This is a genomic window from Micromonospora sp. NPDC047756 (assembly GCF_055587245.1).
The window spans coordinates 394,038-414,036 of the sequence record NZ_JBVJGQ010000005.1; the positions used below are offsets into that span (position 1 = coordinate 394,038).

The 19,999-nt window shown below is 72.0% G+C and carries 24 protein-coding genes; 14 read left to right on the top strand and 10 right to left on the bottom strand.

The features are described from left to right. On the bottom strand, positions 1-208 hold a 208-nt coding region (locus ACZ6NZ_RS18470), incomplete at its 3' end, for a hypothetical protein (protein WP_465859202.1). A gap of 227 nt (positions 209-435) precedes the next feature. Here ACZ6NZ_RS18470 and ACZ6NZ_RS18475 point away from each other — a divergent pair. Genes ACZ6NZ_RS18475 through ACZ6NZ_RS18485 form a run of 3 tightly spaced genes read left to right on the top strand, consistent with a single transcriptional unit; the run spans position 436 to position 2,080 of the window. Continuing rightward, complete coding sequence (locus ACZ6NZ_RS18475) at positions 436-918, top strand: DUF6232 family protein (protein WP_355005366.1); 483 nt, start codon at positions 436-438, stop codon at positions 916-918. Beyond that, on the top strand, positions 915-1,304 hold the full coding sequence (locus tag ACZ6NZ_RS18480) for a DoxX family protein (protein WP_465859204.1): 390 nt from the start codon (positions 915-917) through the stop codon (positions 1,302-1,304). The genes ACZ6NZ_RS18475 and ACZ6NZ_RS18480 overlap by 4 nt, the downstream gene beginning before the upstream one ends. A 47-nt stretch (positions 1,305-1,351) precedes the next feature. After that, on the top strand, positions 1,352-2,080 hold the full coding sequence (locus ACZ6NZ_RS18485) for a hypothetical protein (protein ID WP_465859205.1): 729 nt from the start codon (positions 1,352-1,354) through the stop codon (positions 2,078-2,080). A gap of 24 nt (positions 2,081-2,104) precedes the next feature. Here the strand turns inward: ACZ6NZ_RS18485 and ACZ6NZ_RS18490 are convergent, their stop codons facing one another. After that, positions 2,105-2,563 carry a rhodanese-like domain-containing protein gene (locus tag ACZ6NZ_RS18490; RefSeq protein ID WP_465859206.1) on the bottom strand — a complete coding sequence of 153 codons (459 nt, stop codon included), beginning with the start codon at positions 2,561-2,563 and terminating at the stop codon, positions 2,105-2,107. A gap of 70 nt (positions 2,564-2,633) precedes the next feature. Here ACZ6NZ_RS18490 and ftrA point away from each other — a divergent pair, with 70 nt between their 5' ends. After that, positions 2,634-3,665: a transcriptional regulator FtrA gene (gene ftrA / locus ACZ6NZ_RS18495; protein ID WP_465859207.1), complete on the top strand. Its 1,032-nt coding sequence runs from the start codon at positions 2,634-2,636 to the stop codon at positions 3,663-3,665. Positions 3,666-3,707: 42 nt separating this feature from the next. Here the strand turns inward: ftrA and ACZ6NZ_RS18500 are convergent, their stop codons facing one another. Further along, positions 3,708-4,604, bottom strand: a complete 897-nt coding sequence (locus tag ACZ6NZ_RS18500) for a ribokinase (RefSeq protein WP_465859208.1) — start codon at positions 4,602-4,604, stop codon at positions 3,708-3,710. A 23-nt stretch (positions 4,605-4,627) separates the two neighbouring features. Then, positions 4,628-5,428 carry an ABC transporter ATP-binding protein gene (locus tag ACZ6NZ_RS18505; protein ID WP_366612894.1) on the bottom strand — a complete coding sequence of 267 codons (801 nt, stop codon included), beginning with the start codon at positions 5,426-5,428 and terminating at the stop codon, positions 4,628-4,630. Between the two features lie 119 nt (positions 5,429-5,547). Here ACZ6NZ_RS18505 and ACZ6NZ_RS18510 point away from each other — a divergent pair, with 119 nt between their 5' ends. Then, positions 5,548-6,546 carry an ABC transporter ATP-binding protein gene (locus ACZ6NZ_RS18510; RefSeq protein ID WP_465859210.1) on the top strand — a complete coding sequence of 333 codons (999 nt, stop codon included), beginning with the start codon at positions 5,548-5,550 and terminating at the stop codon, positions 6,544-6,546. Further along, the gene (locus ACZ6NZ_RS18515; RefSeq protein WP_366612898.1) at positions 6,543-7,556 is read left to right on the top strand and encodes an ABC transporter permease subunit; all 1,014 of its coding nucleotides are present in this window, start codon (positions 6,543-6,545) and stop codon (positions 7,554-7,556) included. Before ACZ6NZ_RS18510 ends, ACZ6NZ_RS18515 begins: the two co-directional genes overlap by 4 nt. A gap of 124 nt (positions 7,557-7,680) precedes the next feature. On the opposite strand, the gene ACZ6NZ_RS18520 is transcribed toward ACZ6NZ_RS18515, so the two are convergent. Continuing rightward, complete coding sequence (locus tag ACZ6NZ_RS18520) at positions 7,681-8,856, bottom strand: ROK family transcriptional regulator (RefSeq protein ID WP_366612900.1); 1,176 nt, start codon at positions 8,854-8,856, stop codon at positions 7,681-7,683. 168 nt (positions 8,857-9,024) lie between these two features. Here ACZ6NZ_RS18520 and ACZ6NZ_RS18525 point away from each other — a divergent pair, with 168 nt between their 5' ends. From ACZ6NZ_RS18525 to ACZ6NZ_RS18540, 4 genes are all read left to right on the top strand, one after another. Next, on the top strand, positions 9,025-10,479 hold the full coding sequence (locus tag ACZ6NZ_RS18525; RefSeq protein WP_465859213.1) for a glycoside hydrolase family 3 N-terminal domain-containing protein: 1,455 nt from the start codon (positions 9,025-9,027) through the stop codon (positions 10,477-10,479). A 162-nt stretch (positions 10,480-10,641) separates the two neighbouring features. After that, the gene (locus ACZ6NZ_RS18530) at positions 10,642-11,169 is read left to right on the top strand and encodes a hypothetical protein (protein WP_465859214.1); all 528 of its coding nucleotides are present in this window, start codon (positions 10,642-10,644) and stop codon (positions 11,167-11,169) included. Continuing rightward, a complete protein-coding gene (locus ACZ6NZ_RS18535; protein ID WP_465859216.1) occupies positions 11,166-11,660 on the top strand; it encodes a thiol-disulfide oxidoreductase DCC family protein in 495 nt (164 codons plus the stop codon). Before ACZ6NZ_RS18530 ends, ACZ6NZ_RS18535 begins: the two co-directional genes overlap by 4 nt. Then, the gene (locus ACZ6NZ_RS18540) at positions 11,623-12,321 is read left to right on the top strand and encodes a TetR family transcriptional regulator (RefSeq protein ID WP_465859217.1); all 699 of its coding nucleotides are present in this window, start codon (positions 11,623-11,625) and stop codon (positions 12,319-12,321) included. The genes ACZ6NZ_RS18535 and ACZ6NZ_RS18540 overlap by 38 nt, the downstream gene beginning before the upstream one ends. A 344-nt stretch (positions 12,322-12,665) precedes the next feature. On the opposite strand, the gene ACZ6NZ_RS18545 is transcribed toward ACZ6NZ_RS18540, so the two are convergent. Beyond that, on the bottom strand, positions 12,666-13,328 hold the full coding sequence (locus tag ACZ6NZ_RS18545) for a GNAT family N-acetyltransferase (RefSeq protein WP_465859219.1): 663 nt from the start codon (positions 13,326-13,328) through the stop codon (positions 12,666-12,668). A gap of 169 nt (positions 13,329-13,497) precedes the next feature. Between ACZ6NZ_RS18545 and ACZ6NZ_RS18550 the strand changes: the two genes are divergently transcribed. Next, positions 13,498-13,689 (top strand): DNA repair protein, encoded by a 192-nt coding sequence (locus tag ACZ6NZ_RS18550; RefSeq protein WP_465859221.1) that lies wholly within the window; start codon positions 13,498-13,500, stop codon positions 13,687-13,689. 150 nt (positions 13,690-13,839) lie between these two features. Then, on the top strand, positions 13,840-14,358 hold the full coding sequence (locus ACZ6NZ_RS18555) for a hypothetical protein (protein WP_366612912.1): 519 nt from the start codon (positions 13,840-13,842) through the stop codon (positions 14,356-14,358). A gap of 10 nt (positions 14,359-14,368) precedes the next feature. Here the strand turns inward: ACZ6NZ_RS18555 and ACZ6NZ_RS18560 are convergent, their stop codons facing one another. Together ACZ6NZ_RS18560 and ACZ6NZ_RS18565 are read right to left on the bottom strand one after the other, a co-directional pair. Next, complete coding sequence (locus ACZ6NZ_RS18560) at positions 14,369-15,097, bottom strand: Clp protease N-terminal domain-containing protein (protein ID WP_465859223.1); 729 nt, start codon at positions 15,095-15,097, stop codon at positions 14,369-14,371. A 60-nt stretch (positions 15,098-15,157) separates the two neighbouring features. Further along, positions 15,158-16,156 carry a glycosyltransferase gene (locus tag ACZ6NZ_RS18565; RefSeq protein ID WP_465859225.1) on the bottom strand — a complete coding sequence of 333 codons (999 nt, stop codon included), beginning with the start codon at positions 16,154-16,156 and terminating at the stop codon, positions 15,158-15,160. 112 nt (positions 16,157-16,268) lie between these two features. Between ACZ6NZ_RS18565 and ACZ6NZ_RS18570 the strand changes: the two genes are divergently transcribed. Continuing rightward, positions 16,269-17,084, top strand: a complete 816-nt coding sequence (locus tag ACZ6NZ_RS18570; RefSeq protein ID WP_465859488.1) for a DUF72 domain-containing protein — start codon at positions 16,269-16,271, stop codon at positions 17,082-17,084. 9 nt (positions 17,085-17,093) lie between these two features. Here the strand turns inward: ACZ6NZ_RS18570 and ACZ6NZ_RS18575 are convergent, their stop codons facing one another. Beyond that, positions 17,094-18,920: a glycoside hydrolase family 15 protein gene (locus ACZ6NZ_RS18575; protein WP_465859489.1), complete on the bottom strand. Its 1,827-nt coding sequence runs from the start codon at positions 18,918-18,920 to the stop codon at positions 17,094-17,096. Positions 18,921-19,036: 116 nt separating this feature from the next. Then, positions 19,037-19,363 (bottom strand): hypothetical protein, encoded by a 327-nt coding sequence (locus ACZ6NZ_RS18580; RefSeq protein ID WP_465859227.1) that lies wholly within the window; start codon positions 19,361-19,363, stop codon positions 19,037-19,039. 202 nt (positions 19,364-19,565) lie between these two features. Here ACZ6NZ_RS18580 and ACZ6NZ_RS18585 point away from each other — a divergent pair, with 202 nt between their 5' ends. Beyond that, complete coding sequence (locus ACZ6NZ_RS18585; protein WP_465859229.1) at positions 19,566-19,991, top strand: VOC family protein; 426 nt, start codon at positions 19,566-19,568, stop codon at positions 19,989-19,991. Positions 19,992-19,999 lie beyond the last annotated feature (8 nt).

The following is a 19,999-nucleotide window of genomic DNA, read 5'->3' on the forward strand; positions in this document are numbered from 1 at the left end:
CGCGGGCGGCGCGGACGGCGGCGGCGGGCGGCGCGGGCTGCGGCGGCGGGCGGCGCGGGCTGCGGCGGCGGGCGGCGCGGACGGCGGCGGCGGCGGGCGGGCGGCGGCGGGCGGCGCGGGCGGCGGGCGGTGCGGGCTGCGGCGGCGGCTGCGGCGGCGGCGGGATCCAGCGGCGGTGACTGCGACGCGGCGACGCGTGATGTCGCAAACGATTCAGCTCCAAAGGACCATCGCACCATCACCTCTGCCCGGCTGACGGCGGACCGCGGACCGCGGACCGCGGACCGCGGTCCGCGGACCGCGGACACCCTCGGCGCCCCACCGTCTCTCGAGGGCGATAGACCGCGCCGAGAACGGGGCGGGGACGGGGCGAGGACGGCCGGACGCCGGGGGCCGAACTGGGCGAGGCTTGCCCCGCGGTGGTTAGGCTTAGTGATGACCCTCTATTACCGGGACGACGCGGTGCAGGTGACCTCCGAGTCGATCCGGGCGGGTGGTCACGTGATCGCCCTGTCCGACGTGACGTTCGTCTGGCACGCGCGGGGGCAGAAAACCCTCGCCGTACGGGGCCGTGTGCTGGGGCGCGGTGTCCTGGTCCTGCTGCTCTCGCTGCCGCCGCTGGTCGCCGTGGTCTGCGTGCTGTCGCTGGCCTGGTCGGCTCAGGATCGAGGCAACTGGCAGCTGGCGCTGATCATCCTGGCCGCCTGCGCGGCGGGGGCGCTCGCGCTGGCACCGTTCCTGGAGATCCCCCTCGGCTGGCTGGACCGCTCCTACGAGCGTGGCAGCCACGTGCACGAGTTGTGGGTGCAGCACCACGGTCGGGAGGACCTGCTGGTGCGCACCCCGGACGCGCTACGGTTCGGGCAGATCTACCGGGCCGTGCAACGCGCCGTCGAACAACAGGGGGACCACCGATGACCACCCGCCGCCGCGAGGCCGTCGCCCTGGCCGGCCTGCTGGCGACGGCCGGCGTCACCCATCTGGTACGCCCCGGCGTCTACGACCCGATCGTGCCGCGTGCGCTGCCCGGTCCGCCCCGCTTCTGGACGTACGCCAGCGGGGTCGCCGAACTGGTGGTGGCCGCGGCTGTCGCGAACCCGGCCACCCGGCGGGCCGGCGGCCGGGCAGCCGCCGCCCTCTTCGTCGCCGTCCTACCGGCGAACGTCAAGATGGCCGTGGACTGGCGGCGCCGACGCCCGACACAGCGGGCCATCGCGTACGGCCGGGTGCCGTTGCAGGTGCCGCTGGTCTGGTGGGCGCTGCGGGTGGCCCGTGCCGAGACCCCCGGTCGACAGGGACGCTGACCAGCTCCAACGCGCGGTTGTGGCAAGGCCGACGCACACTTGACCCCATGGCGATTCCCCTCCCCACCCCGACCGCCGTGGTCGGTCTGACCCGTTCCGCTCTCGACCAGGCGCTCGGCTCGGCCGCGTCGATGGCTGCCGTGCCCGCCCGCGCGTTCGCCGTACTCGACGGGGTGGAGCAGCTGCTGGCCCGGATCAACGGCGTGGTCGACCGGATCGAGACGACCCTGGATCGGACCGACCAGGTGCTCACCGACGCCGAGGGCGCGGTTCGCGAGGTGGCCGTCATCAGCGCCGCCGCGACCACCGCCATCGACACGGCCACCGAGGTGGCCACCGCCGCCGCCGCGGTGGTCGCCGAGGCCGACCGGGTCTCCCGGGTGGCGGGCATCGTGGTTGCCGAGGCCGACCGGGTCGCGAACCGCGCCTCCGTCACCGTGGGCACCGCGACGGAGGCCGCCGCCACCGCTGCCGAACTGCTGGCGGCGTACGAGCCGGCGCTGCGTCGGGCCGCGCCGATGGCCGAGCGGTTCGTCGAGGAGCTGAGCCATGAGGAGATCACCGCGGCGATCCACCTGATCGACGAGCTGCCCAAGCTCCGCGAGCATCTGACGGCGGACATCCTGCCGATCCTGGCCACGCTGGACCGGGTCGGCCCCGACCTGCACGACCTGCTCGACGTCACCCGTGACCTCAAGCTCGCCGTGGCCGGTATTCCCGGGCTGGGAATGCTGCGCCGCCGCGGCGAGAAGCTCGCCGACGAGCCGGTGGGGTGAGCGCCAGCCCGCCCGCGCCGTGGCTCAGCAGTCGCAGGTGGTCGTCGTGGCGGGCGCGGTGAGGTCGTCGACCGGTCGTCGGGTCAGCCCGGTCTCCGTCACCACCGGCAGCCCCTCCCTGACCCAGTATTCGAACCCGCCGAGCATCTCCTTCACGGGATGGCCCAGCCGGGCGAACTCCAGCGCCGCCCGGGTCGCACCGTTGCAGCCGGGACCCCAGCAGTAGGTCACGACCGCCGACCCCGGCGGGATCAGCTCCGCCGCCCGGGTCGCGATCTCGGCGGTGGGCAGGTGCACCGCGCCGGGGAGGTGCCCCTGCGCCCAGGCGGCCGCGCCGCGGGAGTCGACGACCACCAGACCCGGGGTACGTGCCGACAGGTCGGCGTGCACGTCACTGACGTCGGTCTCGACGCTGAGTCGCCCGTGGAACCAGGCGGCGGCGGTGGCCGGGTCGGCTGACGGAACGGCGAAGGTGAAGGTCATGCACCGATCCTCGCCGGGGCCGGACCACGGAGCGAGTGGCGGGAACGACATCCTGCGCTAACATCCCGCCATGCCGATCCCGACGGCCACCACGACCGGTCCGCGCCCGCTGCCCGCGCCTCGACGACCGGCGGCCGCGCACCGGGTCGCCGTGCTCGCGTACCCGGGGATGTCGGTGTTCGAGACCGGGATCGTGACCGAGGTGTTCGGACTGGCCCGGCCCGAATTCGACGTCGACTGGTACGACCTCGTGGTCTGCGCCGAGCGGCCGGGGCCGGTGCCGGTAATCGGCGGAGCGAGCCTGCACACCCCGTACGGTCTGGCCGAACTGGCGGCGGCGCGGACGGTGATCGTGCCCGGCGTACCGGACGTGACCGCTGACCCGTCGCCCGAGCTGGTGACCGCGCTGGGTGAGGCGCGTCGGCGCGGGGCCCGGATCATGTCGATCTGCTCGGGCGCGTTCGCGCTGGCGGGAGCGGGCCTCCTGGACGGCCGCCGGGCCACGACCCACTGGCGGTACGCGGAGCTGCTGGCGCGGCGCTACCCACTGGTCGAGGTGGACCCGGACGTGCTCTACCTCGACGACGGCGACCTGCTCACCAGTGCCGGCAGCGCCGCCGGGCTGGACCTCTGCGTACACGTGATCCGGCGTGACCACGGCGCGGCGATCGCCAACGCGGTCGCCCGACGACTGGTGATCCCGCCGCACCGCGACGGCGGGCAGGCCCAGTTCGTCGAGGCGCCGGTGCCCGCCGACCCGGCCGACGACCGGATCGCGGTCAGCCTCGACTGGGCACTCGCCCACCTCGCCGAGCCGCTGAGCGTCGCCCAGCTCGCCGAGCGGGCGCACATGTCGTCCCGCACGTACCTGCGGCATTTTGCCCGAGCCACCGGCACCAGCCCGATTCGTTGGCTTGTCGAGCAACGGGTCCGCGCCAGCCTGACCCTGCTGGAGGAGACCGACGCCGCTGTCGAGCAGGTCGCCCGCGCGGTGGGCTTCGACACCCCGGTGACCTACCGCCACCACTTCGGCCGGGTCATGCTGACCTCACCGTCGGCGTACCGCCGGGCCTTTCGCACCGGCGCCGGCCAGCGGGCCTGACAGGCCGCGACGGTCGGGCGGCTCGGTGCGCGAGCGACGGGGTCAGGCCGGCGCGTACAGCTCGTCGATCTCGGCGCGTTGCGGTAGCGCCACCGAGGCGCCGAGCTTGCGGACGCAGGCAGCGCCGGCCGCCGACGCCCAACGCACCGCGTCGACCAGGTCGCGCCCTTCGCCCCAGCCGACGGCCAGCGCGGCGGTGAACGCGTCACCGGCGGCGGTGGAGTCGACCACGTCGACCCGTACCGCCGGCACGTGCACCTCGGCACCGTCCCGGTCGACGTACCAGGCGCCCTCCCCGCCGAGGGTGAGCACGGCCCGGGGAGTCAGGTCGAGCAGCGCGCGCGGCTCCTCCCGACCCCGGCCGGCCAGGGCCTGCGCCTCGCCCTCGTTGACGACCAGCAGGTCCACGGCGGCCAGCAGCTCGGGTGGGAGGTCCCGCGCCGGGGCGGCGTTCAGGATGACCCTGGTGCCGGCCTCGCGGGCGGCCTCCGCGGCGGCGGTCACGGTCTGCACCGGGATCTCCAGTTGCGCGACCAGGACGTCCGCCGTCCGCACGGTGGTCAACTCCTCCTCGCTGAGGCCGACCAGGGCGTCGTTCGCGCCGGGGGTGACCACGATGGCGTTGTCCCCCTGGGCGTTGACCATGACCAGCGCCACTCCCGAGGTGCCGTAGACCACGCGGAGCTGACTGGTGTCCACGCCGGCCGCGGTGATGCGGGCCTTGAGGGTGACACCGAAGGCGTCCGAGCCGATCGCGCCGAGGAAGGCACAGGACGCGCCGGCCCGGGCCGCGGCCACGGCCTGGTTGGCACCCTTGCCGCCGGGCACCATCACGAAGTCGGTGCCGAGCATGGTCTCGCCCTGCCTAGGCAGGGCGGGCGCCATCGCGACGAGGTCCATGTTGGCGCTGCCCACCACGGCGACCCGGGTCTGTGGCACGGCCGTCTCCGCCTGTCCGATGCTCAGGCGGCGCGGGCCGTGAAGCGGTCGCCCGACCGCTCGACGACGAGTGGCAGCCCGAAGGTCTTGGAGAGGTTGTCACCGGTCAGGGTCTCGGCGAGCAGGCCCTGGGCGACCACCCCGCCCTCGCGCAGGAGCATCGCGTGGGTGAACCCGGGCGGGATCTCCTCGACGTGGTGGGTGACCAGCACCATCGCCGGGGCGTCCGGATCGTACGCCAGCTCGGCCAGTCGGGCGACCAGGTCTTCCCGACCGCCCAGGTCGAGACCGGCGGCGGGCTCGTCGAGCAACAGCAGCTCCGGGTCGGTCATCAGGGCACGGGCGATCTGCACCCGCTTGCGCTCACCCTCGGAGAGGGTGCCGTATCGCCGTTCGGCGAGACCACCGACGCCGAGTTGACTCAGCAGTGCCCGCGCCCGCGCCTCGTCGCCACGGTCGTAGTTCTCCCGCCAACGGCCGACCACCGACCAGGCGGCGGTCACCACGACGTCGCTGACCCGCTCGTCGGCGGGCAGCCGCTCGGCGATCGCGGCGGTGGTGAGCCCGATCCGGGTACGCAGCTCGTTGACGTCGGTGCGGCCGATCCGCTCGCCGAGCACGTGCGCGACACCCGTGGTGGGGTGCAGCCGGCCGGCGGCGAGGTTGAGCAGTGTGGTCTTGCCGGCGCCGTTGGAGCCGAGCACGACCCACCGCTCGTCCAGTTCGACGCGCCAGGTCAGGTCCTGTAGGAGAGCGGTGCCGGAGCGGCGTACGCCGACGCCGTCGAGGCTGACCACCAGATCCGGGTTCACCGCACCATCCAACCACGCAGCGCCGGGGTGCCCCCCATGGGCGGCACCTCAGCCATAGGGTGAAGCGCCGTGTCATTGATCACCAAGTCCGGAGGACGGCCCATGCCCAGCCGACGTACGGAGCTGCGCAGATGAGCGCGGTCATCGAGATCGAAGGTCTCCGCAAGAGCTTCCGCAGCCTGCGCAGCGGCCAACGGGTGGCGGTCGATGGGTTCGACCTGCTGGTCGAGGCGGGCCAGGTCCACGGCTTCCTGGGCCCCAACGGCTCGGGCAAGACCACCACCCTGCGGGCCCTGCTCGGGCTGGTACGCGCCGACAGCGGCCGGATGATGGTGCTCGGCGAACCGTCGCCGGAGTTGCTGCCCCGGGTGGCGGGTCAGGTCGGCGCCATCGTGGAGAGCCCGCAGTTCTTCGGCAACTTCACCGGCTACCGGACGCTGCGGCTGTTGGCCCGCGCCGGTGGTGTGCCGGCCTCGCGGGTGGACGAGGTGCTGGATCTGGTGGGCCTGCACGACCGGGGCGATGAGCGGGTGAAGGGCTACTCGCTGGGCATGAAGCAGCGGCTGGCGGTGGCGTCCGCGCTGTTGAAGGACCCGCGTCTGCTCATCCTGGACGAGCCGGCGAACGGGCTGGACCCGGCGGGCATCCGGGAGATGCGGGACCTGATGCGGTCGCTGGCGGCCAACGGGGTGACAGTGCTGGTGTCCAGTCACATCCTGGGCGAGATCCAGCTGATCTGCGACCACGTCACGATCATCTCCCGGGGGCGGCGGGTCGCGACCGGTCGGGTGGACGAGGTGCTGGCGGGCCACGACCGGCACGAGTTCCTGGTGCGGGTGGCCGAGCCGGAGCGGGCCGTCGAGCTGCTGCGCGCGGCTGAGCTGACGGCGGTGGTGGACGGCGGAGCGTTGGTGGTGAGCGGGGTGAGCGACCCGACGGCGATCAGCCGGGTGCTCGGTGAACAGGGTCTGTGGGTGGGCGAGCTGACGCCGCTGCGGCCGGATCTGGAGAGCGTCTTCCTGGAGCTGACCGGCGCGTACGAGCATCCGTCGGTGCCCCGGCAGGTCGGCGACCCGTCGCTGCCGCAGGGCGATGCTGTGATCGACCTCGATCGGGGAGTGGACGCGTGAACCTGGTGCGTGCCGAGTTGGAGCGACTGTCCGCGCGTCGCTTCGTACAGCTCATGGTGGTCCTGTTGGTGTTGGCGTTCGCCGTCACGGCGGCGACCACCCTTGCCGGTTCCCACAAGCCGAGCGTCAGTGAGCTGAACTCGGCGCAGACGCAGGCCGCCGAGGCGCGGCGTGACCTGGAGGCCACCCACCAGGAGTGCCTGGCCCGCCAGGAAGGCACCGTGACCTCCGACACGAACAGGTACTTCCCCAGCGACTGCTCCGAGATCGACCCGATCCGGCAGGACCGGCTGCCGATCACCGCCGACTTCCTGCCGGGTGTGTTCACCTTCGCCGAGCAGGCAAAACCGTTGCTGTATTTCCTCATCGCGTTCCTGGTGCTGTTCGGGTTCCTGGTCGGCGCGTCCTACATCGGCGCGGACCTGACCTCGGGCGGGGTGGTGAATCTGCTGCTCTGGCGACCGCGCCGGTTGACGGTGCTCGCGGCGAAGCTGGGTACCCTGCTCGGCGCTGTGCTGGTCCTGGCCCTGCTGGCGTCGGTGCTCTATCTCGCCACGTTCTGGGTGATCGGGCAGGCTTTCGGGTTGCCGGGCCGGCTGGACGGTGACTTCTGGCGCTCGCTCGGCGCGGTGCACGGCCGTGGCCTGGTGCTGGTGCTGCTGGCCTCCGCGCTGGGCTTCGCGATCGCCACGCTGGGTCGGCACACGTCCGCGGCGCTCGGCGCGCTCGCCGCGTACGCGGTGGTCTGGGAGTTGGGTGGCCGAGTGGTCCTGGAGATCATCGACGCGCGGAGGTCCGACCTGTTCATGCTGTCCAGCCACATCGGGGCGTGGCTCAACGGCGAGGCGCGGTTCTATGACGAGCAGGTCTGCCGGGGCAGCAGCCAACTCCCGTACTGCGAGGGGTTCTACACGGTGACCTGGCTGCCGGCGCTGTTGGTGCTGCTGGCGATCACCGGCGGGCTGACCACGGCGGCGTTCGCCGTGTTCCGTCGCCGCGACCTGATCTGAGTCGAGGCCGTCGGGTCGCCCCGGTTCGGGCGGCCCGACGGAACGGCCGAGCCGACGCCCGGCAGGAGCTTGCAAGCTGTGGGCGCGCGGTGAAATATTCCTTCACATGACCGCCGCAGCGGGCTCAGCCGACGGTGGAGCCGAACACCTCGTCGCGTACGGCGTCCAGGGCGGTGCGCAGCGCGCCGTGCAGGATCGGCTCCTCGGTCAGCCCGGTCGGCACCACTCGCGGCTGGACCAGCGTGATCGCGGCGACCTCCTGCTGCACCCGGTCGGCGAGCGCCGCGCCGCCGGCCTGGCCCACCTCGCCGGCGAGCACGACCAGCGGTGGGTCCAGCACCACGCAGGTGCTGGCCACGCCGAGCGCGAGCCGACGGGCCAGTTCGTCGAGCATCGGGCCGCCGTCAGCGCCAGCGGCGACGGCCGCGCGGACCGCCTCGGCGGCGTCGGCGTCCGGGTAGCCGTGCTCGCGCGCCACCGCGCGCACCGAGTCCGCACCGATCAGCTGCTGGAAGGCCGGCTTGGCGCGGCGCGAGACGTCGCGCGGGATGGGCGCGCCGGGCACCGGAAGGTAGCCGATCTCGCCGGCGGCACCGCTGCTGCCGTGGTGCAACCGCCCGCCCAGCATGATCGCCAGGCCGACGCCGGCACCCACCCAGACCAGCACGAAGTCCGACAGCCCCCGCGCCGCGCCGGACTGCGCCTCGGCCACGGCGGCCAGGTTGACGTCGTTCTCGAAGACCACGGGCGTGTGCAGGTCGTCCCGCAGCGCGGCCAGCAGACCACTGTGCCAGCGCGGCAGGTTGAAGGCGAAGGTCATGTCGCCGGTGCCGGGGTCGACCAGGCCCGGCGTGCCGAGCACGATCCGTCGTACGCTGCTCAGCTGCGCCTGGGCGCTGCTGGCCGCCTGCACGACGGCGTTGTGCACCACGCCCACCGGGTCGTCGGTGTCCCGGGTCGACTGCTCCACCCGGCCGATGACCGCGCCGGTGATGTCGGCGCAAGCGGCCACCACCCGGTCCGGCCCGACGTCCACGCCGACCACGTGCGCGCTGCTCGGGCGGACGGCGTAGAGCTGGGCGTTCGGTCCTCGCCCGCCGGCCTGCTCGCCGACCCGCGCGACGAGGCCGCGCTCCTCCAGCCGCTCGACGAGTTGCGAGGCGGTGACCTTCGACAGACCGGTCAGCTCGCCGAGTCGAGCTCGGGTCAGCGGGCCGCGTTCGAGGAGCAGTTCCAGCGCGGCACGGTCGTTGAGCGCCCGCAACAGACGGGGGGTGCCGGGCAGCCGGGTCGCACTCATGACACGTCCTCTAGTTTTAGTAAACTTTGCTAACTGTAAACCGACCTGCGAACGGGTAGCCGTAGCGTAACGGTCACCCGACGGTGGGACGCTCCGCCGAGTCGGCAGGGCCAAGACCACCACCGGTACGACGTTTCGTACCCGCGGGGGCACCGAAGGGGGAAACACGTGGGGTTGGATCCAGGACTGCGCCGGCTGGCGCTGGGCACACTGCTGGCCGCGTACCCGGGGCCGGTCCCGCCGGACTGGGCGGTCGACCTGCTGGCCGACGGGTTGGCCGGGCACACCCTCTTCGGCACCAACGTGCACGACCCCGCGCAGGTGGCGGCGAGCACCGCGGCGCTGCGCACCGGTCGAGCCGACGCGCTGATCGCGATCGACGAGGAGGGTGGCGACGTGACCCGGCTGGCGCACGCCACCGGAAGTCCGTACCCCGGCAACGCCGCCCTGGGCGCGATCGGCGACGTGGCCCTCACCCGACGGGTCTACCAGTCGATCGGCGCCGAACTGGCCGCGCTCGGCATCACCGTCAACCTCGCCCCCACCGTCGACGTCAACACCGCCGACGACAACCCGGTGATCGGCACCCGGTCCTTCGGCGCTGATCCGGTGCGGGTGGCCGCCCACTCGGCCGCCGCCGTGGCCGGGTTGCAGGCCGCCGGCGTGGCCGCCTGCGCCAAGCACTTCCCCGGGCACGGTGCCACCGTCACCGACTCCCACCACGAACTGCCCACGGTGGACGCTCCGCTGGACCTGCTCCGCCAGCGGGACCTACCGCCGTTCGCGGCCATCGTCGCCGCCGGGGCGCGCGCCGTGATGACCGCGCACATCCGGGTGCCGGCGCTCACCGGCGCCGACCCGGCCACCTTCAGCCGCGCCGTGCTGGTCGACCTGTTGCGCACCGAGTACGGCTTCACCGGCACCGTCATCACCGACGCGCTGGAGATGAAGGGCGCCGCGGTGGCCGCCGGCGGGGTCGGGCCGGCCGCGGTTCGGGCCCTGAGCGCGGGTGCCGACCTGCTCTGCATCGGCGCGAAGGTCGACGCCGCACTGGTCGAGCGGGTGGCCGCCGAGATCGTCGAAGCGCTCGCCGACGGCCGGTTGGCGAGGGCGCGGGTCGAGGAGGCGGCCGGCCGCGCCGCCGATCTCGCCGCCTGGACCCGGGCCGCCAGCGGGTCACCCGCCACCGGCGACACCGAACTGGGGTACGCGGCAGCGCGTCGAGCGGTCCGGGTGGATGGCCTGCTCACCGGCCTGGACCAGCCACTGGTGGTGCAACTGCACACCGAGTCGACGATCGCCGAGGGTCGGGTGCCGTGGGGCCTCGGTCCACACCTGGACGGGGTGTCGGAGATCCGGGTGATCGCCGCCGAGACCGACCCGGCCACGCTGCGCGGATTGGCGGGTGACCGTCCCATCGTCCTGGTCGGACGACACCTGCACCGGCTGCCCGGCGGCCCGGACCTGATCGCCGACCTGGCGGCCCAGCACCCCGTGACAGTGGTGGAGATGGGCTGGCCGGCACAGTGGCGGCCCGTCGGCGTCCGCGCCTTCGTCACCACCTACGGCGCGAGCCACGCCAACGGTCGCGCCGCGGCCGAGGTGCTCGGCCTGGCCGGCTGAGCCTCGACGCTCTCCGGCCGGGCTGAACCGCTCGGCCGGAGGTCGCGCCCCAGCATCACACCGGAGTGTCCACAGTCACTCATCGCCACTTCTTGAACATGTTCAACATCGGCCCTACTCTGATGACGTCGGTAGTTGAACACGTTCAATAGGGGCGTCCACATGGACATCAAGGTCTGGATGTACGTGATCTACCTCGCGGTCAGCGTCGGCCTGACCTTCTGGGTGGCACGAGCACTGTCCCGCAACGGGCAGGTCTTCCTGGAGGAGGTGTTCGCCGAGGAACGCCTCGCCCGAGCGGTCAACAGCCTCCTGGTGGTCGGCTTCTACCTGCTCAACCTCGGCTACGTCACGGTGGCGATGAAGCACCCCGACCCGGTCGATTCGACCAGCCAGGCCATGGAGGAGCTGTCTCTCAAGATCGGTCTGGTGCTGCTGGTGCTCGGCGCGCTGCACTTCTTCAACGTCTTCGCGCTCGGCCGGTACCGCCGAAACCGACTCCGCCAGCTCGCCACCCACCCCCCGCTCGCCCCGATCGGCCGACTCCCCATGCCGCCCGCCCCGCCCGGATCGCAGTTGGTCGGCGCGTACCCGGGCGGACCCCAGCCGGCCGGCGCACAGCCGGCAGGACCCCCGCCGGCCGGCCCGCAGCCGGGCGTCGGCCCGACGAACATCCCGCCAACCCGATGACCGTGCCCCCGACCGGTGGCGGCGGTCGGCTCCCGGATCCCACCGCTCACTCCGGCGGTGGGATCCGGGGGTTCACCGTCCTGTTCGACGCCGCCTGCCCGATCTGCCGCGCCGCTCGCCGCTGGTTGTCGTCCCGCGCCCAGCTCGTACCCCTGGAGTTCGTGCCGGCCGGGTCCGCCGAGGCCCGGCGGCGCTTCCCCGGCCTGAACCACGACGCGACGCTGCGCGACCTCACCGTGATCGCCGACACCGGCGAGGTGTACGCGGGCGACGGCGCCTGGTTCGCCTGCCTCTGGGCGCTGACCGACCATCGGTCCACGGCCGAGCGGCTGGCCCGACCGCACCTGCTGCCCCTCGCCCGGCAGACGGTGGCCGCCGCCTCGGCGATCCGCGAGCGGATCCGCGACCCGTGGGCCGAGCCGACCGACGAACCGGCGGGATACGGTGACCTCGATGACCGAACAGCCTGCGCAGACGACCACTGCGGGTGACCCAGCCACCGCCCGGGGCGAGCAGACCCGGCAACTGATCCGGGACACCGCGATGCGACTGTTCCGCGAACGCGGATACGCCCAGACCACCATGCGGGCGATCGCGCAGGAGGCCGGCGTCGCGGTCGGCAACGCCTACTACTACTTCGGCTCCAAGGACCACCTGATTCAGGAGTTCTACGCCCAGTCCCAGGTCGAGCACCGGGCCGCCGCGCAGCCCGTGCTCGATCGGGAGGAGGCGTTCGGTCCCCGGCTCGCCGGGGTGCTGCACGCCGGGATCGACGTGTTGACGCCCTCACACGGATTCGCGGCGACCTTCTTCAAGACGGCGGCTGAGCCCACCTCGCCGCTGAGCCCCTTCTCCGCGGAGTCCTCCGGCCCCCGACAGGCGGCCATCGACCTCTTCGGCGAGGTGTTGGCCGGCTCGACGGCAAAGGTCGACGCCGAGCTGCGTCCCCAGCTGCCCGAGCTGCTCTGGCTCGCGTACATGGGCGTGGTCCTCTACTGGGTGCACGACCGATCGCCGGGCCAGACCAAGACCCGCCAACTGATCGACGGGGCCGTGCCACTCCTCGACCGGCTCGTGGCGCTGTCCCGGCTCCGGGTCCTACGGCCGGTGACCCGACAGGTGCTCGACCTGATTCGCACGCTCCGTCACTGACCCGTTCGACCCACCTGTTCGGCGAAGCAGCAGGTCAAGTCCGCTTTTCGACACTCCGAACCGACAGCTTCAACCTTGCCCCGAGCCTGTTCGATACGTAGCGTGATCGACACGTAGCGGTCCGCCGCTACACCCGGAACCGGGGCCTGGGGGGAGGTTGCGGACCGTGGATCCGGCCCGGGATCCACGGTCCGCGCCCATCACCCCGCCCCGCCCCCGCCCCCGCGCCCGCGCCAACCCCCGCCCGCGATCTTGCAGTTTCGGTTGTCGAAATCTGTGGGATGTCCGGGTTCGTCGCGACAGAAAGTGCAAGATCGCGGCTGGCTTCGGCGGCTGCGGGCCGGTCAGCGCGGATAGACGCCGTACGCGCGCCAGCCCCGGTCCGGGAAACCAGCGGCTTCGGCGACTCGGGCCGAGGCGTTATTCTCCCGCTCGTGCAGGTAGGTGGGGATCGCCCCCTCGTCGAGCACCCGTCGCGCGGCCTGGGCCACCAGCCGACGGGCGAGGCCGCGCCCCTGGGCTGCGGGCACGGTGCCGACCGCCAACTCGTGCCCGTACGCGTCGTGCCGTTTGATCGCCGCACCGGCCAGGTAGGCGCCGTCCGGGTCACGGACCACCAGCACCGGGCGGTCGAAGAGTCGCAGCCACGGCGGCAGCCCGGCGGCGGTCGGCTCGGTCCACTCCCCCACGTCGGGCAGCGGGGCGGGTGCCCGGCTCCACCGGAAGGGACCGTCGTGTACGCAGAATTCGGGCCGACCGACGGCCTGCGGCAGCGCGGCCAGCAACCGGGCCGGCGTACGCCGAACCAACGCGCGGATCGCCGCCACCCGGTCGGGTGCCACGGAGAGCACGGCGCTCTGCCCGGTGTCCACGGCTAGCGCGGGGCGGAGCCGGCCATCCCAGGCCGGTTCGGCACGCCGCTGCGAGGCGACCACGTGCAACCCCGGCCCGGCCGGCCACTGGCCGAGCCAGGTGGCCAGGTGCAGGTGGAGTCGCCGGTCGAGCATCGGCACCTCCCCGCGTCACCCGACCCGTCGTCGATCACCGTACGCCGAACGGCAGGGCCGGGCGCAGGATACGACAGGGCCGGGCGGAAAGGGTGCGGGAACCGAGCACTGAGATCGACCGTCATAGGTATTTCCATATCTGGACACCTTTGTTTGGGACGGTGAACGCATGCCGATTCAGCCGAACGACCACTACCAGCAGAACCCCGAGCGACTCTGGCGGGCGGCGGAGGCCGTCGGAGGCAACCCGCCCCAGCCGCGCTACCGGAACCCTCGGACGGTCGGCGGCGACCTGTCGTGGGCGGGACTGAACAAGCTCTCCGTCGACAGCTCGGGTAGGCACCGCTTGAACAGTCAATGACGCACCACCGAGTGGGTGGCACCGAGAGGCAGCCTCTGAGGTTCGCCCTGGGCCGACACACCCGAGGAGGTCCAGCGGCGTCTTTCGCACACCTGTCGGGTAATTTCTTGTGGTCCGCCATCCCGGCCTACGACAGGAGAAGCTCCGCGCATGGGCAAGAAGACGATCCACGTCTCCGACTTCACCGGCACGGTTCTGCAGCAGGACGACGAGGTGGTCCGCGTCGTCGTGCTGGAGCACCCGGACCTGGTCGCCGGGCCCGTGCAGTTGGACGCCACCCCGGGCGAGGTGGAGAACATCGACGACGCCGCGCTGGACGTGGCGGTGGTGGAGATCCACGACCGGCACGGCCACGGTGAGCCCCGCCGGGTGGTGCTGACCGCCAGCGAGTTCGACGCGATGGCCACCGACGTGCCGATGGCGCAGCTGTTGAAGACGGCCGAGCGGGTTCGCCCGCCCAAGGCCCGCAAGACCACCGAGAAGGTCGACTACGGCACGCTGGAGCACGCCGGCAAGCCACACCGGGGCCGGGTCACCGAGGAGGAGGCCCGACTGGTGCGCGAGCGGCTCGACGAGGTCAACAAGCGCCTCGCCGACGCGGGCGTACGCCAGATCGACCCGGCCGATCCGGAGCACGCCCTGCGTTACGGCTTCCCTGAGGCGTCCTGACCCCGGCTTCTCACTTCTGTGCGACGGCGGCGGCGAGGGCGCTGGCCAGGTCACCCTCGACCGTCGCCTTGTCCAGGCCCAGGTCGGTGAGCACGCCGGCGCCGTCCTCCTGCTCCAGCAGGGCGAGCAGCATGTGCTCGGTGCCGATGTAGTTGTGCCCGAGGCGCAGCGCCTCCCGGAAGGTCAGCTCCAACGCCTTCTTGCCGCGCGCGTCGTACGGGATGAGGTCCGGCACCTGCTCGGCGCGCGGCGGCAGGACGGCACCGACCGCCTCCCGTACCGCCTCGGGGGTGGCGCCGCGACCAGCCATCACCCTGGCGGCCAGCCCTTCCGGCTCGGCCAGCAGGCCCAGCACCAGGTGCTCGGGGCCGATTTCGGCGTTGCCGCTGGCGCGGGCCTCCTCCTGCGAGGCCATCACCACGTTGCGGGCGCGCGGGGTGAACCGGCCGAAGCCGGCGTTCGGGTCGAGCGCTGCCGCGTCGGTCGCCTTCGGCACGAAGCGCTTCTGGGCGGCCTGCTTGGTGACGCCCATGCTGCGGCCGATGTCGGTCCAGGAGGCGCCCGAGCGCCGGGCCTGGTCGACGAAGTGCCCGATCAGGTGGTCGGCGACCTCGCCGAGATGGTCGGCGGCGATGACCGCATCGGTGAGCTGGTCCAGCGCGTCGGTGTGCGCGGTCTTGATCGCCTGGATCAGGTCGTCGAGCTTGACGGTGTTGCCCATCTGAAGAGGATCTGTCATGCGTCAACCATAGGTTGACGCATCCTCATCGTCAACCCTTAGTTGACGATGGTGGTCCCATCAGGCGACGTAGTCCGGCAGGAGCCGCGCGACGGCCGCCGGCGACGGCATATCGGCGATCTCCTCGGAGATCAGTCGTGCGGCGTCGCGCTGGTCGACCCGACCACGCCCCGGCAGCAGGAGGTGCGTCTGCTCGGCGATGGCGCTCGCGTCCGTCTCCCCGGGAAGGAGCCGAAGACCGACCCCGGCCGCGGTGAGGGCCTCCGCGTTGGCGAACTGGTCCGCGCCCTGCGGCAGCAACAGCTGGGGTACGCCCGCCGCGAGCGCGCCGAGGGTGGTGCCGCTGCCTCCGTGGTGCACCACCACGTCGGCGAGCGGCAGCAACTCCGCCTGCGACACCCACGGAACCACGCTGACCTGGTCGGGGATCTCTCCGAGCTGCTCCGGAGGCACCCGTCCCGCCGCGACCACCACCTGCGCGCCGAGCGTCGCCAGACCGGCGATGGCCGTACGGAGCAGCTCCGGCGTGCCGAACGCCGTACCGAGGGTCAGGTAGATCAGCGGCCGGCCCCGGCGAGCGGGCAGTGGGGCCGGCGTGGAGAAGGCGACAGGTCGCAGCTCGATGCGGCGTTCGGTGGCGAGGAAGTCCCGGTCCTGCAGCGAGGGCGGCCAGATGTCCAGGTGCGGCCTGCCGACGACCTCGGCGTTCCTGGTGGGCAGTTCCAGGCCGATGCCCTCGGGGAACATCCGGCCGAACCCGTGCCACAGGCCCGGGATCCCGGCCCGATGAGCCGCCACCGCCGCCCCCGGCAGCCCCCACTCGTGCACCACCAGGTCGGGCCGCAGCCGCGTCAGCTCCGGTGCGAGGTCCTCGGCGTACACCTCGTAGAAGGCGTCGCCGGGACGGAACGGCCGCAGGCCGTTCGCGGCGAGTGGCGCGTGCACCTCCGTACCGGCGGCGAAGTGGACCTCGTGCCCGGCGTCCCGGGCGGCGATCGCCAGCGGGATCAGCGGGTAGGTGTGACCGACGGACGCAAGACTGGCGAACAGCACACGCATGGCGACGGACCCTACCTGCCGCACCGTGGGCCCGGTCGGGTCCGACGGTCCGGATACGGTGGGTCCGGTCACGTCGGGAGGGCGGGTCATGCGTCTGCACGTGGGGTGCGCGATGTGGAGCCACCGGTCGTGGCCGGGCCACCAGCTGCCGCCCACCGAGCGCCTGGCGCACTACGCCAGTTGGTGCGACGCCGTGGAGGGCAACACCACGTTCTACGCGACCCCGGCCCGGGAAACCGTGGCCTCGTGGGCCGCGCAGACGGACCCCGGTTTCCGGTTCGTCCTCAAGCTCCCCAAGGTCATCACGCACGAACGTCGGCTCGCCAATGTCGACGAACCACTGCGCGCCTTTCTGGACGCCATCGAACCGCTCGGCCCACGCGCACACGCCCTCTGGATTCAACTGCCCGGCTCGTTCGCGCCCGCCGACGTCCCGGCCCTGGGCCGTTTTCTGCAACAGCTCCCGCGGTCCCACAGCTACGCGGTGGAGGTGCGCCATCAGGCGTTCTTCACCGAGGAGCGAGCGGCGCGACTACTCGGGGCCACCCTCGCCGCCGCCCGCGCCGAGTGGATCCCCTTCGACACGACCGCCTTCTTCGCGAGCCCGCCGACCAGTGACGCGGAGCGGGACGCCTGGACCAAGAAGCCTCGCGTGCCGCTCCGGTCCCTCGCGCTGACCGACCGGCCGATCGTCCGCTACCTCGGCCGCGACGACCCGACGCGCACGGTCGAGGGGTGGCAGCGCTGGGTCGACGTGACAGTGACCTGGCTACGCGAGGGGCGCTCGCCCACGATGTTCATCCACACCCCGGACAACGCCGAAGCGCCGACGCTCGCCCGCCGGTTCCACGACGAGGTACGGGCCCGCGTACCCGGGCTCGACGCGTTGCCCGAGCCGATCCCGGTCGAGCCGTTGACGCTGTTCTGACCGGCCCGGTCAGCCCTGCTCGAGCAGGTCGTCGAGGTGGGCCGCCGTGCTGATCAGCGAGAGGTGGCTGAACGCCTGCGGGAAGTTGCCGATCTGCTCGCCGGTCGGCGCGATCTCCTCCGAGTAGAGGCCGAGCGGGTTGCTGTAGGTCAGCATCTTCTCGAAGGTCAACCGGGCGTCGTCGATCCGGCCGGCCAGGGCCAGCGCCTGCACGTACCAGAAGGTGCACATGTTGAAGGTGCCCTCGGTGCCGGCGAGACCGTCCGGCGAGGCCCTCGGGTCGTAGCGGTAGACCAGGCTGTCCGAGACGAGGTCGGTGTCCATGGCCCGCAGCGTCGACTCCCACATCGGGTCGGTCGGCGAGATGAAGTTCAGCCCGGGCATCGCCAGCAGCGAGGCGTCCAGGATGTCGGACCCGTAGTGCTGCACGAACGCGCCGCGTTCCTGGTTGAACCCGCGTGTCATCACCTGCTGGTAGATGGCGTCGCGTTCGGCGGACCAGCGGGCGGTGTCGCCGGGGCGGCCCCGGCGTCGCGCGATCCGGATGGCCCGGTCCAACGCGACCCAGGAGAGCACCCGGCCGTAGGTGAAGTCCTGCCGGCCGGATCGGGTCTCCCAGATTCCGTCCTCGGGTTGGTCCCAGTGGTCGCAGAGCCAGTCCATCAAGCCTGCCGTCTTGCGCCACCCCTCGTACGGCGGGATCAGACCGTTGCGGTCCGCGAGTTCCAACGAGATGAGCGCCTCGCCGTAGATGTCGAGTTGCAGTTGGTCCGCCGCGCCGTTGCCGATCCGCACCGGTGCCGAACCGCGGTAGCCCTCCAGGTGACCCAGCACCTCCTCCGGGATGTCGGGCGAGCCGTCGATGCGGTACATGATCTGCAACGGCATTCGGTCGTCCCGTGCCTCACGGATCCGCGCGTCGAGCCAGAGCAGATACTTCTGGGCCTCGTCGGTGAAGCCCAGGCGCAGCAGCGCGTGGACGGAGAAGGACGCGTCCCGGATCCAGGTGTAGCGGTAGTCCCAGTTCCGCTGCCCGCCGATCTGCTCGGGAAGCCCCGCCGTGGGCGCGGCGACAAGGGCGCCGGTCGGTGCGTACGTCATCAGTTTGATGGTCATCGCCGACCGCTCGACCACCTCCCTCCAGCGGCCCTTGTAGCGGGAGCGGCCCGCCCACCGCCGCCAGTAGTCGCGGGTCTCGGCGAGCAGTTCGCACGCCTCGTCGGTGGTGAGTCCCCGGGGCGCGTCCGGGCGCGCCGTCTCCAGGACCACCCCGCCGATGTCGCCCGCGTGCAGGCTGAACGACGCGGACACACCCTCCGCGTCGCGGCGGATGTCCCTCGCCTCGAACTGCCGTAACGAGCCCTTGAAGGGAGTGAGGGTGAGAGTCAGCGTCGGGCTCCGGAAGATGTCACCCTCGGGGTGCACCTCCAACTCGTACGGATCACGCCCGTAGTTGAACCGCGGGCGGCAGTGGAAGCGGAACTGCATGCTTCCCCGCACCATGCGAACCAGTCGGATCAACCGGTGCCGGTCGGTGGCCTGCGCACCGGTGACGGGCATGAAGTCCAACAGCTCACCGACACCGTCAGCGCTGTGGAAGCGGGTGATCAGGATCGGCGTACCGGGCAGGTAGAGCTGTTTGCTGGAGTAGGCGACGCCGTCGGGCGAGAGCTGGAAGTGGCCGCCGTTGCGGCGGTCCAGCAACGCGCCGAAGACGCTCGGCGAGTCGAAGCGCGGCGCGCAGAACCAGTCCACGGTGCCGTCCGTGCTGATCAACGCAGCGGTCTGTAGGTCACCGATCAGACCGTGGTTCTCGACTGCCGGGTAGCTCTGCACGTCGTCCCCCACCATCCGTGCTGGCAATGGCAGCGACTACCCGGGAACTGGCGGAAGATGCGGGCCCGGGACGGGGCGGCGCCGACCTCGCCCCGTCCCGGTACGCGATCAGCCGCTCAGCTGGCGCGGAAGCTCGCGTACTGCCCGGCCGGATAGGTCCGGAGCGTGCCCACGCCCGTCGCCTGCCCGGAGCAGTCCGCGCTCCGGTAGAAGGTGACGTCCTGGAAGCCGCTCCAACCGACGTGGCTGTCGGCGGTCGCTGGCAGCGGCGTACATGCACCGGTCGGGGCCGGGAAGTGCGCGACCGCCGTGGTGAACGTCCCGCTGTAGAAGGTCAGGCCGGATTCCTGGGCCGAGGCGGGCGAGGCCAGGACGCCGAGCCCGGCGGTCATGATCGCGGACATGGTCAACACTGCGCCGGCCCGGGCTGCTCTTGCTCGCATGCGCGCACTCCAATGCGTCGATGGATCTTCCCACCATCGTCGCCGCATTTTGTTGACATCGCAAGAATTTGGTTGAGGTGTTCACCTGTTTCCGAGGTTCCCCTGGACAACGTCGAGACCCACCGCTCATTGAGGAAGCAAACCTTCCGCAATCGTCGATAGCGTCATCACCAACGACATCGACGAGACGAGAGGACATCCGATGAGCCTGCGAGGATTCGCCACACTGAACATCTGGGCGGACGACGTGGCAGCGGCCACGGCCTGGTACGCGGACTTCCTCGGGATCGAGGCGTACTTCATGCGCCCCGGCCCCGACGGACGCCCGGCCTACACCGAGTTCCGCATCGGGGACTACCAGGCCGAGCTTGGCATCATCGACAGTAGGTACGCGCCGGCCGGCGCGGCGACCGGGCCCGGCGGCGCGGTCATGCACTGGTGCGTCGACGATCTCGACGCGACAGTCGCGCGGCTGTTGACGATGGGTGCCACGGAGTACCAGCCGATCACCCCGCACGGGGACGAGGGGTTCGTCACGGCGGCGGTCGTCGACCCGTTCGGCAACGTGCTGGGCGTCATGAAGAACCCGCACTACCTCGACGTCCTCGCCTCGCTCACGACGACCTGACGCGCCGG

Excerpts from the sequence above, each read along its gene's own strand:
- ACZ6NZ_RS18490 (WP_465859206.1), bottom strand. The coding sequence starts at position 2,563 with ATGACCTTCACCTTCGCCGTTCCGTCAGCCGACCCGGCCACCGCCGCC.
- ACZ6NZ_RS18565 (WP_465859225.1), bottom strand. The coding sequence starts at position 16,156 with ATGCGTGTGCTGTTCGCCAGTCTTGCGTCCGTCGGTCACACCTACCCG.
- ACZ6NZ_RS18560 (WP_465859223.1), bottom strand. The coding sequence starts at position 15,097 with ATGACAGATCCTCTTCAGATGGGCAACACCGTCAAGCTCGACGACCTG.
- ACZ6NZ_RS18580 (WP_465859227.1), bottom strand. The coding sequence starts at position 19,363 with ATGCGAGCAAGAGCAGCCCGGGCCGGCGCAGTGTTGACCATGTCCGCG.
- ACZ6NZ_RS18570 (WP_465859488.1), top strand. The coding sequence starts at position 16,269 with ATGTGGAGCCACCGGTCGTGGCCGGGCCACCAGCTGCCGCCCACCGAG.
- ACZ6NZ_RS18540 (WP_465859217.1), top strand. The coding sequence starts at position 11,623 with ATGACCGAACAGCCTGCGCAGACGACCACTGCGGGTGACCCAGCCACC.
- ACZ6NZ_RS18535 (WP_465859216.1), top strand. The coding sequence starts at position 11,166 with ATGACCGTGCCCCCGACCGGTGGCGGCGGTCGGCTCCCGGATCCCACC.
- ACZ6NZ_RS18510 (WP_465859210.1), top strand. The coding sequence starts at position 5,548 with ATGAGCGCGGTCATCGAGATCGAAGGTCTCCGCAAGAGCTTCCGCAGC.
- ACZ6NZ_RS18530 (WP_465859214.1), top strand. The coding sequence starts at position 10,642 with ATGGACATCAAGGTCTGGATGTACGTGATCTACCTCGCGGTCAGCGTC.
- ACZ6NZ_RS18475 (WP_355005366.1), top strand. The coding sequence starts at position 436 with ATGACCCTCTATTACCGGGACGACGCGGTGCAGGTGACCTCCGAGTCG.
- ftrA (WP_465859207.1), top strand. The coding sequence starts at position 2,634 with ATGCCGATCCCGACGGCCACCACGACCGGTCCGCGCCCGCTGCCCGCG.
- ACZ6NZ_RS18550 (WP_465859221.1), top strand. The coding sequence starts at position 13,498 with ATGCCGATTCAGCCGAACGACCACTACCAGCAGAACCCCGAGCGACTC.
- ACZ6NZ_RS18585 (WP_465859229.1), top strand. The coding sequence starts at position 19,566 with ATGAGCCTGCGAGGATTCGCCACACTGAACATCTGGGCGGACGACGTG.
- ACZ6NZ_RS18520 (WP_366612900.1), bottom strand. The coding sequence starts at position 8,856 with ATGAGTGCGACCCGGCTGCCCGGCACCCCCCGTCTGTTGCGGGCGCTC.
- ACZ6NZ_RS18480 (WP_465859204.1), top strand. The coding sequence starts at position 915 with ATGACCACCCGCCGCCGCGAGGCCGTCGCCCTGGCCGGCCTGCTGGCG.
- ACZ6NZ_RS18555 (WP_366612912.1), top strand. The coding sequence starts at position 13,840 with ATGGGCAAGAAGACGATCCACGTCTCCGACTTCACCGGCACGGTTCTG.
- ACZ6NZ_RS18485 (WP_465859205.1), top strand. The coding sequence starts at position 1,352 with ATGGCGATTCCCCTCCCCACCCCGACCGCCGTGGTCGGTCTGACCCGT.
- ACZ6NZ_RS18545 (WP_465859219.1), bottom strand. The coding sequence starts at position 13,328 with ATGCTCGACCGGCGACTCCACCTGCACCTGGCCACCTGGCTCGGCCAG.